The sequence below is a fragment of the Sphingomonas spermidinifaciens genome (assembly GCF_002351485.1).
GTDB classification, from domain to species: Bacteria; Pseudomonadota; Alphaproteobacteria; order Sphingomonadales; family Sphingomonadaceae; genus Sphingomonas; species Sphingomonas spermidinifaciens.
Window position 1 is genome coordinate 1,577,807 of the sequence record NZ_NWMW01000001.1, and the last position, 15,873, is coordinate 1,593,679.

Sequence of the window (15,873 nt, forward strand, 5' to 3'; positions counted from 1 at the left end):
TGGCCAATCGCGTTTACGCACAAGCGGGTAAATGACGTTTTAGGGACTCGGTTCGTCGCTAAACTGAATCGGTTCGTCGATGCAGTAGAACCGCTCATCGGCTGCGACGCATGGATGTTCCTCACCTTTGCGATTGGCAAGGGCATCCAAAGGGTCAGCAAAAAGAAACCCGTGGAAGAATCATTTCGGCCGCAGCGGCTTGCCGTGCCACGACGCGACGGCGATGCTGACCCCAACATCTTGTGGGGGAGCGACAGGCATGACAATCGATCGGCGGGCGATGTTGAAGGCGGGTGCGGCGGGTCTCGCGGGCGCGGCGGCGGGCCCGGCGCTGGCGGCCGATCCCGCGGCGAAGCTGCGCCCCGCGGTCGAGGCCGGGCACGCTGCCGCCGTCGAGCGGCTGCGCGAGTGGATTGCCCTCCCCTCGATCGCCGCGGAGAATCGCGGCTATCCCGAGGGTCCCGACTATATGCGCCGCCTCGCGCTCGACGCCGGGTTCCAGACGGCAGAAATCGTCCCGTCGAGCGGCAAGCCCGGCGTGTTCGCGACGCTCGACGCGGGCGCGAAGAAGACGCTCGGCATCTACTTCATGTACGACGTCAAGCAGTACGACCCCAAGGAATGGTCGAGCCCGCCGCTCGAAGGGCGGATCGTCGACAAGCCCGGTCTCGGCCGTGTCATGGTCGGCCGCGGCGCGGTCAACCAGAAGGGGCCGGAGACGGTGTTCCTCGCCGCGCTCCACGCCTTCAGGCGCGCCGGCGTCAAGCTCCCCGTCAACCTCGTCCTCGTGGCGGAGGGGGAAGAGGAGATCGCTTCCCCGAACTTTCACGAGATCGTCCAGACCCCGCGCGTGGCCGCGGCGCTGAAGAAGTCGGTTGGCGTCATCATCCCGACCGGCTGGCAGAACCCGGCGACCGGCGCGGTGACGCTTGCCCTCGGCGCCAAGGGGGCGATGGAGTTCGAGCTCACCGTCTCGGGCGAGAAATGGGGCCGCGGGCCCAAGGGCGACATCCATTCGAGCGAGAAGGCGCGCGTCGACAGCCCGCCCTGGCGCCTCGTCGCGGCGCTCTCGACCCTCGTCAGCCCCGACGGCAATACGGTCATGATCGACGGCATCCAGGACAAGGTCGTGCCGCTGACCCCCCGCCAGCGCGAGCTGATCGCGATGACCGCGCGCGCGACCGACGAGGCGGTGGTGAAGCGGCAGCTCGGCGTCGCCCGCTGGATCGACGACATGGACTGGGAGGCCTCGCTCGTCCGGCTGGCACAGGTGCCCACGGTCAACATTCAGGGGCTGGTCTCGGGCTATACCGGCCCCGGCGGCAAGACCGTGCTGCCCGGGCGCGCGACCGCCAAGATCGAGATCCGGCTGGTCCCCGACATGACGATCGACGACACGCTCCAGAAGCTGCGTGCGCATCTCGACAAGCGGGGGTTCGGGGACGTCGAGATCAACGTCTCGGGCGGTTATGGCCCGACCCAGACCGACGAGGCGAGCGCGCTGATCCGCGCCGAGCTCGCCACCTGCGAGCGGCTGGGCGTGCCCGCGACACTCGCGCCGCGGCTGGCGGGCAGCTGGCCGGGGGTGATCTTCACCGGGCCGCCGTTGGGCCTGCCCGCCGGCCAGTTCGGCTTCGGCCACGGCAGCGGCGCGCACGCTCCCGACGAATATTTCCTGATCGAGAGCACCAACCCCAAGGTGATGGGGATGAAGGACGCGACGATGGGGTTCGTCGATTTTCTGTATCAGGTCGCGGCAACGGCCTGATCCCGCCCCCTTCCGTCACCCCGGAACCAGTCCGGGGTGACGATCCGGGTTAGCGCGCCGCCGGTGCCCCAGTCGGGGCTGCCACGGCCGATGTTGCCGGGGTCGCTCCTGCCAGAACCTTCGCCGAGGGCACGACCGTCATCGTCCAGTCGCGCTCGGGCCGCAGATATTTCGCCGCCAGCGCCTGCAACTCGGCCGGTGCCATCCGGCCGAGATCCTGCGGCAGCGTCGCGATCGACGCGAGGCGCTTGGGATCGCGCGTCCCGCCTGCGGTCTGCATCATCCAGAAGGTGTTCCCGCTCGACATGCGGATCCAGCTCTGCGCCACCGGCACCTGTGCGCGGCGCAGTTCGTCCTCGCCGACGGGCGTCGCGACGAGGTCGGCGGCGATCGCGCGTGCCGCCTCGAAGAAGAAGCCGGTCTTGTCGGGCGGCACCTGGCCGATCGCGATCAGGCGGCCGCCGCCTGGCATCCCCACGGGCCAGTCGTTGACGACGTTGGGCGTATAGCTAACCCCCGCCTGGCTGCGCAGCCGGTCGAACAGCCGGTCGCGGAAGATGGCGGCCAGCACTTCGAGCCGGCGGCTCTCGCTGATCGCGTCGCTGCCGCCGCCGGTCGGCCAGGCGATGACCGCCGCGGCCTGATTCGGCTGCCCCTCGTGCGTGCGCTCCACGGGCTGGGCCGCATGCCCGGGGAAGTCGGGCGACGGGCCGGTGATGGGCGCCTCCGGCCGCGGCTTCATCGCCCCGAACGAGGCGGCGACCGCATCGACCACGGCATCTGCCTTGACGTCCCCATACACCTGCACCTCTATCGGGCCCGAGGCGAGGATCGGCTGCCAGAACGCGCGGAACGCCTTCGCATCGAGCTTCTCGACTGCCTCGCGCGGCGGCACGCCCCAGCGCGCGTCGCCATTGTGGAGCAGCTTCTCGAGGTCGCGGCTCAGCACCGCGTCGGGCGATGCCTCGAGCCCGGCATAGCCCGCCAGCATCACCGCCCGCGCCCGTGCCACTGGATTTGGGTCCCAGCCGGGCGAATTGAGCTTGGCGGCGATCAGCTTGAGCTGGTCGGCCAGATCGGCGGGCGTCGTCAGCGCGCCGAACATGAAGGCGTCGTCGTCGATCGCGAAGTCGAGCCCGATCTGCCGCCCGCTGGTCAGGCGGTCGATCTCCTCCTGCCCGAACTTGCCGATGCCCGAGGGGATGAGCGCCAGGTCGCCCGCCCAAACCGGCGTCACGCGATCAGACGGCAGCCCGCGCAGGCCATTGCCGAAGCGGACGCGGACATAGACCTTGTTGGTCTCCGACTCGTTGGGGAAGACCAGCAGCTTGACGCCGTTCGCGTAATCAATCTGTTCGATCGACGGTTCGGTGACGACGATCTTGCGGGTCGCGACCTTGCCCGGCCGGCCGAGACGCGGCAGCTTGTCAAAGCCGATCGCCCCGCCGCGGGCACGCATATAGGCAAGCTTCGATACGTCCTCGTCGAGCACGGCGGCGAGGCGTGCCTGGACATTGGTGTCAGGCGTGCGCGTGTTGACGATCGCGCGGCGATCGCCCTCGAACACCTTTTTCGTCGCGGCGAGCACGCGCGCGGGCGTGAAGAACTTCTTCGCCACCGCCCCGCGGAAGATGCCGAGCGAGCCCTCCGACGAAGCCGCGGTTTCGCGGATGTCTACCGCCTGGACGATCTCGTCGGCCTGGATCGCGCCGGCCTCGACCCGAGAAGTATCGACGGCGTTCTTCATCGCGGCGTCGATCTCGGCCACTTCGCGGTCGATCTCGGCTTGCGTTGGCGCGTTGACCATTGCGTCGGCGATGACGCGGCGCACGTCACGCACCGCTGTCTCCCAATCCTCGCCCACGGGCACGATGCTGACCGCGGTCAGGTTGGCCGAGCGGGCGACGTCCTGAAGATCGGCATTGGCGGTGATGAAGCTGCCGCCGCCGCGCGCGCGCGATTCGAGCCGGCGGTTGAGGATGCGGATCGCGATCTGGTCGATCATCCGCTCCTGATTGAACAGCACGGTGTCGGCCTCGATCGTCCATGGGCGCAGGATCGCCATGGTGACGACCGGCGGGATCGAGGGTTCGACCGACACCGCGCTGGCGGGCTTGCCCTCCTGCGGCTTGCCGAAATCGGGCGCGGGCGTCGCCGGCCCCTTGGGCGTCCAGCCGCTGAAATGCTTTTGCACGAGCGCCTGGAGCTGTGCGGGATCGACGTCGCCGGCGATGACGATCGTCGTGCGGTCGGGGCGGTACCAGCGCTCGTGGAACGCCTGCACGCTCGCCGCCGTCGCGCCGTTGAGCGTCTCGACCGTGCCGATCGGCGAGCGGTCGGCGAGCGGCTGGCCCGCGAAGAACAGGCTGCGCGTCGCGTCGGAGAACCGCATCGAGGGATTGAGCCGCTCGCGCTGCTCGGCGAGCACCACCGGCCGCTCGGCGTCGAGCGCGGCCTGCGTCAGCGTCGGCGCGGCCATCATCCCCGCCAGCACCTTCATGCTCTCATCGAGCCCCGCGGGCGTCGCGGAAGGGAGGTCGAGCTTGTAGACCGTCTGGGTAAAGGTCGTGCTGGCATTGGTGTCCGAGCCGAAGGTGACGCCCAGCCGCTGCCACAGCCGCTTCGATTCGCCGTCGGGCACGTACTGCGAGCCGCGGAAGGACAGATGCTCGATCAGGTGCGCGAAACCGCGCTCGCGGTCGGCCTCCATCAGCGAGCCGGCGTCGATGCGCACGCGGATCGCCACCTGCCCGGGCGGCACGCCGTTGCGGCGCACGGCATAGCGCAGGCCGTTGGGCAGCGTCCCGAACGTCCATGCCGGGTCGGGCGTAATGTCGCTGCCCTTGTAGAGCCAGGGCTCGTCGGCGGTCTGAACGGACCCCGGCTGCATCAGCGGGATGGCGGCGGGCGCGGCGGTCTGCGGCGCGGGGGCGGGCGCGGCGGTCTGGGCGGCGAGCGGAAAAGCGGCGGCGAGCGACAGCGCGCCGAGCGCCAGGCGCGAACGGATCGGGGGGATCATTCGTTAACGCTAGCGGGCTTTGGCGCGGCCCGCCACCCCACTGCTCGAACGGCCGGTGCAGCCCGTGCTGCATGCGAGGGCGGCAGCCGGGGGGACACCTGCCCCGGGCGCTGCCGCAATCGGGTCGGGGATCGCCATGTTTCGGACGCGAAGCTCGCCTAGCGGCGACAATCCCTATGGCGTCCAAGAGCTTACCCCCGGTGACCGTGCTTGCCCAAAGCCGCCCCTCGCCGCCCGATGCGCCGGTCCCCCAGCATATCGAAGCGTCGGCGCAGCCGCCAACGCTCGCGCCGGCCCGGGACCGCCCCATCATCATCCGCTATGGCAAGCATCTGCGCGGCGCCTTCGACCGCCTGATCGGCGGCTCCTCGCTCGTCTCGAACGAACCCGTGCTCGATATGCGCGACTTCGCCTGGACATGCGCGCTGCGGCGGCAATGGCGCGCGATCCGCGACGAGGCGCTAACGGTGGCGCTCGACCGCCGCGCTGCGCCGAGCCTGTCGGAAGTCTCGCCCGATCACCGCGCGATCGCCGCGCCCGAGGCGTGGCGTTCCTTCTTCCTTCATGGCTATGGTTATCCGATTGCCGAGAACCTCGCCCGCTGCCCCGCGACTGCGCGGGCGGTGACGGAGATCCCCGGCCTCGTCAGCGCCTTCTTCTCGATCCTCGCCCCCGGCACGCACATCCCGGCGCATCGCGGCGTGACCAAGGGGCTCATCACCTGCCACCTGGGGCTGATCGTGCCGCAGGACGGCGACGCCCGGATGCGCGTCGGCGACCGGGTGGTCCGCTGGGCAGAGGGCGAGACGCTCGTCTTCGACGACACCTATGACCACGAGGTCTGGAACGACAGCACGAGCACCCGCGTCGTCCTCCTCATCCAGTTCGAGCGCCCGCTCGCCCAGCCGGGCAAGTGGATCGCAGACTTGGTTCTGGGCGCCGTCCGCCGCTCGGCCTTCGTGCAGGAGGCGCGCGCCAACATCCACGCCTGGAACCGGGCGATCAGCGCCCTCGACACTTGATAGATAGCAGCCGCGCGGCCACATGGCGGGCATGCTGATCGAGACCGAAGCCACGCCCAATCCCGCGACGATGAAGTTCCTGCCCGGCCGCGAGGTGATGGCCGGCGGCACGCGCGACTTCGCGAGTCCCGAAGAGGCCGAGGCCTCGCCGCTCGCCGACGCGCTGTTCGGCCTGGGCGACGTGACCGGCGTGTTCTTCGGCCGCGATTTCGTGAGCGTCACCGCGGCGCCCGGCGTCGATTGGGCGAGCCTCAAGCCCGATGTGCTCGGCATCCTGCTCGACCACTTCGCCGGCGACATGCCGCTGTTCCGCCCCGGCAACGCCGCGGGCATAGCCGTGCCCGCCGACGACGCGACCTTCGTCGAGGATCCCGAGGACGCCGACATCGTCGCGCAGATCCGCGAGCTGATCGACACGCGCGTCCGTCCCGCAGTCGCCAATGACGGCGGCGACATCGTCTATCGCGGGTTCGAGAAGGGGAAGGTCTATCTCCAGATGCAGGGCGCCTGCTCGGGCTGCCCGTCGTCCTCGGCGACCCTCAAGCAGGGCATTGAGCAGCTGCTGCGCTACTATGTGCCCGAAGTGACCGAGGTGCGCGCGGTCTGACCCGGCGCGCCTCGCACCATCCGACAACGACAAGGGACCGCTTTCGATGGGCCAGCCGCTCGACGACGCCGCGCTCGACACGATCTTCCGCACCGCGCGCACCTATAACGGCTATGACGATACGCCCGTGACCGAGGCGGACGTGCGGGCGATCTACGACCTCATCAAGATGGGGCCGACCTCCGCCAACCAGCAGCCCGCGCGTTTCGTCTGGGTGCTCGGCGACGAGGCGAAGGCAAAGCTCGCCGCCGCCGCGAGCGACAGCAATGCCGACAAGATCCGCAAGGCACCCGCCAGCGTCGTGATCGGCATGGACCTGGACTTCCACGAGCAGCTGCCCTGGCTGTTCCCGCACACCGACGCCAAGAGCTGGTTCAAGACCGAGGAGGCGCTGCGCGAGAGCGCGTTCCGCAACAGCTCGCTTCAGGGCGCGTATTTCATCATCGCCGCGCGCGCGCTCGGCTGGGACACGGGGCCGATGTCGGGCTTCGATCCCGACAAGGTCAACGCCGCCTTCTTTGCCGACCAGCCGCGGGTGCGCGTCAACTTCATCTCGACCTTCGGCAAGGGCGATCCCTCGACGATTTTCGACCGCAGCCCGCGCCCCGAGTTCGAGACCTTCGGGCGCATCGAATAACCGCATTGCGCACGCTCGTCATCGAAACTGCCACCGCCGCCTGCTCGGTCGCGCTGATCGAAGGCGGCGATGTGGTCGACGCGCGGCACGAGGTAGTCGGGCGTGGCCATGCCGAGCGACTGCTGCCGATGATCGCCGAACTGGCCGGAGGCGGCCGCGCCGACGCCATCCTCGTCGATTGCGGGCCGGGCAGCTTCACCGGCATCCGCGTGGGCCTTGCCGCCGCACGCGGCCTCGCGCTCGGTTGGGACGTGTCGGTGACGGGGTACAGCGCGCTGCCGCTGGTCGCCGCCCGCGCCCTTGCCGACCGCCCCCAACTCGCGGCGCTTGCGGTCGTGATGGAAGGGGGGCACGGTGAGGTGTTCGTGCAGGCCTTTGACGCCCCCCTTGCCCCGCGCGGCTCCTTTGCGTCGCTGACGCCGGCGGCGGCGCTCGACCAGTTGCCGGCCGATCTGCCGATCGTGGGCGACGGCATCCGTCATCTGGCCGACGGGCATCGCGACCTGACGGCGCGCCATCCCGCGGCCGCCGACGCGCTGCTGCTGCCGCCCGCCGAGCGTGCGCTTGCGCCGACGCCGATCTACGGCCGTGCGCCCGACGCCAAGCTGCCGGGGCACGCTTGAGCACCGCGGTCGGCGGCACGTTGCTGCGCGGCGCCGGCCCGGCCGAGGTGCGGCTGATCGACGCGCTGATGCGCGAGAGCTTCGACCCGCGCTATGGAGAGGCGTGGACGCAGGGCCAGTGCCTCGGCATCCTGTCGCTGCCGGGCGTCTGGCTGACGGTCGCCGAGCTGGCGGGCGAGCCGGCGGGCTTCGCACTCGCGCGACTCGCCGCCGACGAGGCCGAACTCCTGCTCCTCGCCGTCCGTCCCGCGATGCGTCGGCGAGGCGTCGGCGCGGCGCTGCTGCGCGGCATCGTCGCCGACTGCCGCGACCGCGGCGCCGCCGTCCTCCATCTCGAGGTTCGCGCCGGCAACGGCGCGATAGCGCTTTACGAGCGCGAGGGTTTCCGGAAAGTCGGCGTCCGCCGCGAATATTACCGCGGGACGACGGGCGATGTGTTCGACGCCCACAGCTTCAGTCTAACGCTCGGCTGACCGCCAAAAGCTCAACTGCCCGCCTTGAAGTCGCCATGCGATACCCCGATAGGAGCCGCGCGGACTTGCGCGACAGACGCAATCCTGACGGGTCGAAAAGGACATGGAATGAACGATCAGAACGAGCTGAACGAAACGCTGGTCACCTTGACCGCGGACATCGTCGCCGCACATGTCAGCAACAACAGTGTCGCGGTGTCGGACCTGCCGCTGCTCATCCAGAACGTGCATGGCGCGCTCTCGGGTCTTGGCGGCGTCGTCGCCGAGCCCGAAATCAAGCAGGAGCCGGCAGTCTCGGTCCGCGCGTCGGTGAAGCCCGACTACATCGTCTGCCTTGAGGACGGCAAGAAGCTGAAGATGCTCAAGCGTCACTTGATGACGCACTATCAGATGACGCCCGAGCAGTACCGCGCCAAGTGGAACCTGCCCGCCGACTATCCGATGGTCGCACCCAACTACGCCGAGCAGCGCCGAAGCCTGGCCAAGAAGATCGGCCTCGGTACCCAGCGCCGCAAGCGGTAAGAGTCGTTTGAGAACTGGTTGACGCCCGTTCCAGCGGCGCCGGCCCGCTCCTTCACCCGGCGATCCATCAGGATACTGAGCGGGTGGCGGGGTGGGGGAGCGGACCGGTGCCGCTTCTCATAGTTGCGAGTCGTTCGCTGGCGCCGCGCTCTTCCCTCGACGCGCCGAGCCGATTACATCGGCCCCATGCCTCGCAAGATCGACCTCGAAGCCCTGTGCCACGAAAAGGGCCTGCGCATCACCGAACAGCGCCGCGTGATCGCCCGCGTGCTTTCCGAAGCGGAGGACCATCCCGACGTCGAGATGGTCTATGCCCGCGCCTCGGCGATCGACAGCGGCATCTCGATCGCGACCGTCTATCGTACCGTGCGCCTGTTCGAGGAGGCGGGCATCCTCGACCGCCACGATTTCGGCGACGGACGCGCGCGCTACGAACCTGCGCCCGAGGCGCATCACGACCACCTGATCGACGTCGAGACGGGCAAGGTCATCGAGTTCGTCGATCCCGAGCTCGAGCTCTTGCAGAAGCAGATCGCCGAGCGGCTGGGCTTCCGCCTCGTCGATCACCGCATGGAGCTCTATGGCGTCGCACTCGACCGCAAGTCGTGACGCGGCGCGGCGGGCCGAGGCCGCCGCGGGGCTGGCGACCCGGCTGACAATGCCCGAGCTGGTCCGGCTCTGGGCACGGATCGCGCTCATGGCGCTGCTCGTCCTGAGCCATGTGCCGATGCACTATCTCTGGCGGCTCCTCCGCCTCCCCTCGCCCTGGCCGCGCTGGTTCCTTGGGCGGGTCGCGTGGGTGGCGGGGGCGCGGGTCGAGAAGATCGGCACGCCGCTCCGCCGCGACGTCTTCTACGTGTCGAACCATCTGAGCTGGATCGACATCCTCGCGCTCGGCGGCGCGAGCGGTACCGCCTTCGTCGCCAAGGCCGAGCTGGCCAGCTCGCCGCTGGTCGGCTGGCTCGCAGGGCTCAACCGCACCGTCTATGTCAAGCGCGAGAACCGGCTGGGCGTCGCCGAGCAGATCAATCAGCTGCGCGACGCGCTCGCCGACAATTGGGCAATCACCATCTTTCCCGAGGGGACGACGACCGACGGCCGCTCGCTCCTTCCGTTCAAGACGCCGATGCTGCGTGTTCTCGAACCGCCGCCGCCGGGTGTCATGGTCCAGCCCGTGCTGCTCGACTATGGCGCGGTGGGCGAGGAGATCGGCTGGATCGGCGCGGAGGGCGGCGTCAACAACGCCAGGCGAATCCTCGCGCGGCCGGGCAGTTTCCGCCTGAAGGTCCATTTCCTCGAACCCTTCTTCCCAGCCGACTTTCCGGGGCGCAAGGCGATCGCCGCCGAGAGCCGCCGCCGGATCGAAACGGCGCTGGTCGCCGCGCTCGGCCAGCCGCTCCGCCCCTTCGCCCACGACGTTGCGCCGGTGCGCTATGCCGTAGAACGCGGCGCACCGCCGCTACCCGACGAGACCCCGCGGGTGGCGGAGGCGGACGATCTTCGCTAAGGGCGCGCCCGTCATGACCACCGCTCCCAAGACCTTCCACGTCAAGTCGTTCGGCTGCCAGATGAACGTCTATGACGGCGAGCGCATGGGCGAGCTGATGGCGGCGGAGGGGCTGACGCCGGTTGCCGATGCCGATGCCGCCGACCTCGTCGTGCTCAACACCTGCCACATCCGCGAGAAGGCGACCGAGAAGGTCTATTCGGACATCGGCCGCATCCGCAAGCACGCCGCTGCCGGCGGCCGCAAGCCGATGATCGCCGTCGCCGGCTGCGTGGCACAGGCCGAGGGGGCGGAAATCGTCGCCCGCGCCAGGGTCGATGTGGTGGTGGGGCCGCAAGCCTATCACAACCTGCCCGATCTGGTGGCGAGGGCCGCCGCCGGCGCCCCCGCGCTCGACACCGACATGCCGCCCGAATCGAAGTTCGGCGCGCTCCCCCGGCGCCGGCGCGTCGGCCCCTCGGCCTTCCTGACGGTGCAGGAAGGGTGCGACAAGTTCTGCACCTATTGCGTCGTCCCCTATACCCGCGGGGCGGAGGTCAGCCGGCCGATGGGGGCGATCGTCGACGAGGCCAGGGCGCTGGTCGATGCTGGCGCGCGCGAGATCACCCTCCTCGGGCAGAACGTCAACGGCTGGCGGGATGCCGACCAGAACGGTCTTGAGGCGCTGATCCACGCGCTTGATCGGATCGAGGGGCTGGCGCGCATCCGCTATACGACAAGCCACCCCAACGACATGACCGACGGCCTCATCCGCGCGCATGCCGAGGTCGAGAAGCTGATGCCCTTCCTCCACCTGCCGGTGCAGGCGGGCAGCGACCGCGTGCTGAAGGCGATGAACCGCAGTCATACGCGCGATACCTATCTTCGCCTGCTCGACCGCATCCGCGCGGTTCGCCCCGACATCGCCCTGTCGGGCGACTTCATCGTCGGCTTCCCCGGCGAAACCGATGCCGAGTTCGAGGAGACGCTGAGCCTGATCGACGAGGTCGGCTATGCGCAGGCGTTCAGCTTCAAATACAGCCCGCGCCCCGGCACTCCCGCCGCGACGATGCAGGACACGGTGCCCGCCGCGGTGATGGACGAGCGGCTCCAGCGCCTCCAGGCGGCACTCAACCGCGATCAGGCGGCGTTCAACGCGGCGACGCTGGGTCGTACCTGCGAGGTGCTGATCGAGCGGAAGGGCAAGCTTCCCGGCCAGATGCTCGGCAAGTCGCCCTGGCTCCAGTCGGTCCACCTCATGACCGACGCCGCGATCGGCGACATCGTCGAGGTCGAGGTGGTCCGCGCCGATCCCAACTCGCTGGCCGGTGTGGAGCGGGTCCGCGCTGCCGCGTGACTTTCGCGCCACGCCGCACGGGCCTCGCGCGATGATGCGTCATTTTCGCGTTGTACGGCGTTCCCGCACTCTGACAGACTGCGCCCCGTGAAGCGTGAAAGGATCGCATGAGCCGCAAGCCCGTCCCCGCCCGCGCGGGGGAAAAGTCGCGGATCGAACTCGCCTTCGACCGGCCGGAGATGCTGCCCCAGCTGTTCGGCGAATATGACACCAACCTCGTCGCGCTCGAGAACCGCCTCGGTGTCTATATCACCGCGCGCGGCGACAAGGTGGGGATCGAGGGGACGGCGGAGAGCGTGGCGCTTGCCCGCGACGTGCTTCAGGGCCTCCATTCGCGGCTGATCCAGGGGCAGGAGATCGATCCCGGCCTGGTCGATGCGGTGATCGCGATGGCGTCCGAACCGACGCTCGACGGCATCATCCGCCGCGACCCCGCCGCGCCGCCGCCGATCATGATCCGGACGCGCAAGAAGACGATCGTGCCGCGATCGGCCGCGCAGACCTATTACATGCAGCAGCTGGTCGGCCACGACATCATCTTCGCGCTCGGCCCGGCCGGCACCGGCAAGACCTATATCGCCGTGGCACAGGCGGTGGCGCAGCTCATCTCGGGCAGCGTCCAGCGGCTGATCCTGTCGCGCCCCGCGGTCGAGGCAGGGGAGAAACTCGGCTTCCTGCCCGGCGACATGAAGGACAAGGTCGATCCCTATCTGCGCCCGCTCTACGACGCCCTCTACGACTGCCTGCCCGCCGAGCAGGTCGAGCGGCGCATCGCGAGCGGCGAGATCGAGATCGCGCCGATCGCCTTCATGCGCGGCCGCACGCTTGCCGACGCCTTCGTCATCCTCGACGAGGCGCAGAACACGACGCCGATGCAGATGAAGATGTTCCTCACGCGCTTCGGCCAGAACAGCCGGATGGTGGTGTGCGGCGATCCCAACCAGACCGACCTGCCCGGCGGCGTCGGTGCCTCCGGCCTCAACGACGCGGTCCAACGGCTCGAGGGGATCGAGGGCCTGTCGATCGTCCGTTTCACCGCCGCCGACGTCGTTCGCCACCCGATCGTCGGGCGTATCGTCAACGCTTACGAGGGCGGCGATTGAAACCGAGCAGGTGAGCAGGTGGAAGACTTCGACGCGGCCTCACAACTTCGCCTCGTGCCGATTGATGACGCCGAACGCCGACTCGCGCTCGACGCTCATGCGCGGTATGGCCCCCGCATGCTGGCAGCCCTCAACATGGGCGACCGCTTCGCCTATGAGTGCGCGAAGGCGCATGGCGCGCGGTTGCTCTCCAAGGGTGGCAATTTCGCAAGGACCGACCTTTCATGATCGAAGTGGCCGTCCAGGCCGAGCCGGATTGGGGCGACAGGGGCGAGTGGCAGGGGATCGCCGACCGCGCCGCGCGCGCGGCGATTGGCCGCACGCCGCAGGCCGAGTGGCTTCAAAGCCCCGCGACGATCGAGATCGCCGTCCGCCTGACCGACGATGAAGAGGTGCGGACGCTCAACCGTGACTATCGGGGCAAGGACAAGCCCACCAACGTCCTCTCCTTCCCGATGATCCAGCCCGACCTGCTCGATACCGTCACGCAGAACAGCGACGATGGCGAGGTGTTGCTCGGCGACATCGTCCTCGCCCGCGGCGTATGCGTGGCCGAGGCGGCCGAGCGCGGCATCGCGCCCGCGGAACATGCCACGCACCTGATTGTTCACGGCTGCCTTCATTTGCTAGGCTATGACCATCAAGGCGATGGCGAGGCCGAGACGATGGAAGCGATCGAGCGCGCCGTCATGGCCGAGTTGAACCTGCACGACCCCTATCCCATCGAAGAGGACTGACGACCCCCAATGCCCGAGGGCCAAAGTACCGGCGCCGCGACCGGCGACCTTCATCCCCCCGCCGACGGCGGCATATGGCGCGGCCTTCGCGCCTTTCTCTTCGGCGACGAAAGCCACGAGAGCCTGCGCACCCGCATCGAGGACGTCATCGCCGAGCATGAGCAGGAGGCCGAGGCACCCGTCGCCGGCGACCTCGCCCCTGTCGAGCGGCAGATGATCCGCAACCTCCTCCATTTCGGCGAGCGCGACGCGGGCGACGTCGGCGTGCCGCGCGCCGATATCACCGCGATCGAGGAGAAGACGTCCTTCGCCGACCTCGTCCAGTGTTTCGCCAAGGAGGGGCACAGCCGCCTTCTCGTCTATCGGGAGAATCTCGACGACGTCATCGGCATGGTCCATATCAAGGACGTGTTCGCGATCCTTGCCGCGGGCGAGGCACCGCCCGCGACGCTCGACGGGCTGATCCGGCAGCCGCTCTACGTGCCGCAATCCATGGGCGCGATCGACCTGCTCCTCCAGATGCAGACCAGCCGCACGCACCTCGCCGTCGTGCTCGACGAATATTCGGGGACTGAGGGGCTCATTACGATCGAGGATCTGGTCGAGGAGATCGTCGGCGCGATCGAGGACGAGCATGACGAGGCGCCGCACGCGCTGCTCGTGCCGCTCGACGGCGGCGCGTGGGAAGCGGACGCCCGCGCCGAACTCGAACAGGTCGCACAGCTCGTCGATCCGCGGCTTGCAGAGGTCGAGGAGGATATCGAGACGCTGGGCGGCCTCGCCTTCGTCCTTGCGGGACAGGTGCCGCAGGCGGGCGCCTGCCTTCCACACCCCAGCGGCTGGCAACTCGAGATCGTCGAGGCCGATACGCGCCGCGTCGCAAAACTCAGGCTGCACCCCCCGCGCGAGGAAGCGCCGGAGGAATAGCGCTTGATCCTCACGGGTTCGGAGACGAACGGGTCAAGCGCCCGTTGATTTCGCCGGCACGAGCCGCGCAGGCGCAATCGGGGCGGCGTGCGTCCTCATCGAGGCACATAGCGGGGGCGGCACGCCGGTTTTGGCGACCTCGCTTTCCGCCCAACCACCCTTTCGCTTTCGGGCCAAGCCGCTATCTCAGGCCCATGCGCAAACACATCCTGATCATCCTCGGCCTGCTGATCGCGCTCGGCGCGGGCGTGTTCTGGTATCTCTCTCGACCCGACCAGGCGCGGCTGCCCATTGAGCAGGTCATGGGCAAGACGCCGCGCATCACCCCGCCGCGCGCGCAATGGCTGCCGACGATCGGCATCGCCGAGCCGGTGGGCTGGGCGAACGGCGCCAAGCCCGTGCCGGCCGCGGGCCTCGCGGTCGATGCGTTCGCCAGTGGCCTCGACCACCCGCGCTGGATGTACTTGCTGCCGAACGGCGATGTGCTGGTGGCCGAAACGAACGGGCCGAAACGCGAGGGCGGCGGTATCGTCAAGCGCGTGCAGGCCTGGCTGATCGGTCGGGCGGGCGGTGCAGTCCCCTCGGCCAACCGCATCACCCTGCTGCGCGACGCGGATGGCGACGGGCGGGCGGAAGTGAGGACGCCGCTCCTTCAGAATCTCAACTCGCCCCTCGGCATGGCGCTGGTCGGCGAATGGCTCTATGTCGCCAACACCGATGCGCTGGTGCGTTTCCCGTTCAGGGTCGGCCAGACGCGGATCGACGCGCGGCCCGAAAAGGTCGTCGACCTCCCGCCCGCGGGCAATCACTGGACGCGCAACGTCATCGCCAACCCCGACGGTTCGAGCCTGTTCGTTGCGGTGGGTTCCGATTCGAACATCGCCGAGAATGGCCTCGACCGCGAGAAGTACCGCGCCAACATCCTCGAGGTGTTTCCCGAGCAGAAGCGGATGCGCGTCTATGCCGCGGGGCTCCGCAACCCGGTCGGCATGGCGATCAATCCGGCCGACCGGACGCTATGGACCGTCGTCAACGAGCGCGACATGATCGGGTCCGACGTGCCGCCCGATTATCTGACGCGGGTCGAATTCGGCGGCTTCTATGGCTGGCCGTGGAATTACTGGGGCGGCTATACCGACGAGCGGGTACAGCCGCAGCGGCTGGACCTTCGCGAATATACCCGGCGGCCCGACTATGCCCTGGGGCCGCATACCGCCTCGCTCGGCCTCGCCTTCAGCGACGCGGTGAAGCTTGGTGGCCGCTATGCCTCGGGCGCGTTCATCGGCCAGCACGGCTCTTGGAACCGGTCGCCGCCGGCGGGTTACAAGGTGCTGTTCGTACCGTTCGGCGCCAACGGCTTCCCGACAGGGGCGCTGCCGACCGAGGTGCTGGGCGGCTTCCTCGACGGCGAGGGGCGCGCACAGGGCCGGCCGGTGGGCGTGATCGGCGATCGCACGGGTGCGCTGCTGGTGGCGGACGATGTGGGTAACGTCATCTGGCGGGTGCGGCCGGCCTCGTGATTCCGGAATCCCGGACCTGATCCGGGATCACGCAACTACCGTCTTCAACGATCGGAGAAGGCGGCCGGTCTC

At 68.9% G+C, this 15,873-nt stretch carries 16 protein-coding genes; 15 read left to right on the forward strand and 1 reads right to left on the reverse strand.

Features of this window, described 5'->3' with window-relative positions:
- Window positions 1-259 precede the first annotated feature (259 nt).
- Window positions 260-1,768: a M20/M25/M40 family metallo-hydrolase gene (locus COC42_RS07550; protein ID WP_096342540.1), complete on the forward strand. Its 1,509-nt coding sequence runs from the start codon at window positions 260-262 to the stop codon at window positions 1,766-1,768.
- Between the two features lie 49 nt (window positions 1,769-1,817).
- Here COC42_RS07550 and COC42_RS07555 read toward each other — a convergent pair whose 3' ends face one another.
- Complete coding sequence (locus COC42_RS07555; RefSeq protein ID WP_096342541.1) at window positions 1,818-4,787, reverse strand: M16 family metallopeptidase; 2,970 nt, start codon at window positions 4,785-4,787, stop codon at window positions 1,818-1,820.
- 200 nt (window positions 4,788-4,987) lie between these two features.
- Here COC42_RS07555 and COC42_RS07560 point away from each other — a divergent pair, with 200 nt between their 5' ends.
- The 14 genes from COC42_RS07560 (at window position 4,988) to COC42_RS07625 (ending at window position 15,801) form a co-directional block, all read left to right on the forward strand.
- Complete coding sequence (locus tag COC42_RS07560; RefSeq protein ID WP_245843919.1) at window positions 4,988-5,809, forward strand: aspartyl/asparaginyl beta-hydroxylase domain-containing protein; 822 nt, start codon at window positions 4,988-4,990, stop codon at window positions 5,807-5,809.
- A 31-nt stretch (window positions 5,810-5,840) separates the two neighbouring features.
- A complete protein-coding gene (locus tag COC42_RS07565) occupies window positions 5,841-6,416 on the forward strand; it encodes a NifU family protein (RefSeq protein ID WP_096343170.1) in 576 nt (191 codons plus the stop codon).
- A gap of 46 nt (window positions 6,417-6,462) precedes the next feature.
- Entirely contained in the window at window positions 6,463-7,053 is a 591-nt protein-coding gene (locus COC42_RS07570) for a malonic semialdehyde reductase (protein WP_096342543.1), read from the forward strand.
- 5 nt (window positions 7,054-7,058) lie between these two features.
- Window positions 7,059-7,676 (forward strand): tRNA (adenosine(37)-N6)-threonylcarbamoyltransferase complex dimerization subunit type 1 TsaB, encoded by a 618-nt coding sequence (gene tsaB / locus COC42_RS07575; protein WP_096342544.1) that lies wholly within the window; start codon window positions 7,059-7,061, stop codon window positions 7,674-7,676.
- On the forward strand, window positions 7,673-8,149 hold the full coding sequence (locus COC42_RS07580; RefSeq protein WP_245843920.1) for a GNAT family N-acetyltransferase: 477 nt from the start codon (window positions 7,673-7,675) through the stop codon (window positions 8,147-8,149). The genes tsaB and COC42_RS07580 overlap by 4 nt, the downstream gene beginning before the upstream one ends.
- Before the next feature lie 108 nt (window positions 8,150-8,257).
- On the forward strand, window positions 8,258-8,671 hold the full coding sequence (locus COC42_RS07585; protein WP_096342545.1) for a Ros/MucR family transcriptional regulator: 414 nt from the start codon (window positions 8,258-8,260) through the stop codon (window positions 8,669-8,671).
- A gap of 186 nt (window positions 8,672-8,857) precedes the next feature.
- Window positions 8,858-9,280 carry a Fur family transcriptional regulator gene (locus tag COC42_RS07590; RefSeq protein ID WP_096342546.1) on the forward strand — a complete coding sequence of 141 codons (423 nt, stop codon included), beginning with the start codon at window positions 8,858-8,860 and terminating at the stop codon, window positions 9,278-9,280.
- Complete coding sequence (locus COC42_RS07595; protein WP_096342547.1) at window positions 9,252-10,178, forward strand: lysophospholipid acyltransferase family protein; 927 nt, start codon at window positions 9,252-9,254, stop codon at window positions 10,176-10,178. Before COC42_RS07590 ends, COC42_RS07595 begins: the two co-directional genes overlap by 29 nt.
- A gap of 13 nt (window positions 10,179-10,191) precedes the next feature.
- On the forward strand, window positions 10,192-11,514 hold the full coding sequence (gene miaB / locus COC42_RS07600; RefSeq protein WP_096342548.1) for a tRNA (N6-isopentenyl adenosine(37)-C2)-methylthiotransferase MiaB: 1,323 nt from the start codon (window positions 10,192-10,194) through the stop codon (window positions 11,512-11,514).
- A 107-nt stretch (window positions 11,515-11,621) separates the two neighbouring features.
- A complete protein-coding gene (locus COC42_RS07605) occupies window positions 11,622-12,617 on the forward strand; it encodes a PhoH family protein (protein WP_096342549.1) in 996 nt (331 codons plus the stop codon).
- A gap of 18 nt (window positions 12,618-12,635) precedes the next feature.
- Complete coding sequence (locus COC42_RS07610) at window positions 12,636-12,845, forward strand: type II toxin-antitoxin system VapC family toxin (RefSeq protein ID WP_096342550.1); 210 nt, start codon at window positions 12,636-12,638, stop codon at window positions 12,843-12,845.
- Window positions 12,842-13,354 (forward strand): rRNA maturation RNase YbeY, encoded by a 513-nt coding sequence (ybeY, locus tag COC42_RS07615; protein WP_096342551.1) that lies wholly within the window; start codon window positions 12,842-12,844, stop codon window positions 13,352-13,354. The genes COC42_RS07610 and ybeY overlap by 4 nt, the downstream gene beginning before the upstream one ends.
- A 9-nt stretch (window positions 13,355-13,363) precedes the next feature.
- Complete coding sequence (locus COC42_RS07620; RefSeq protein WP_096342552.1) at window positions 13,364-14,281, forward strand: hemolysin family protein; 918 nt, start codon at window positions 13,364-13,366, stop codon at window positions 14,279-14,281.
- Window positions 14,282-14,475: 194 nt separating this feature from the next.
- Entirely contained in the window at window positions 14,476-15,801 is a 1,326-nt protein-coding gene (locus COC42_RS07625; RefSeq protein WP_096342553.1) for a PQQ-dependent sugar dehydrogenase, read from the forward strand.
- Window positions 15,802-15,873: the final 72 nt, after the last annotated feature.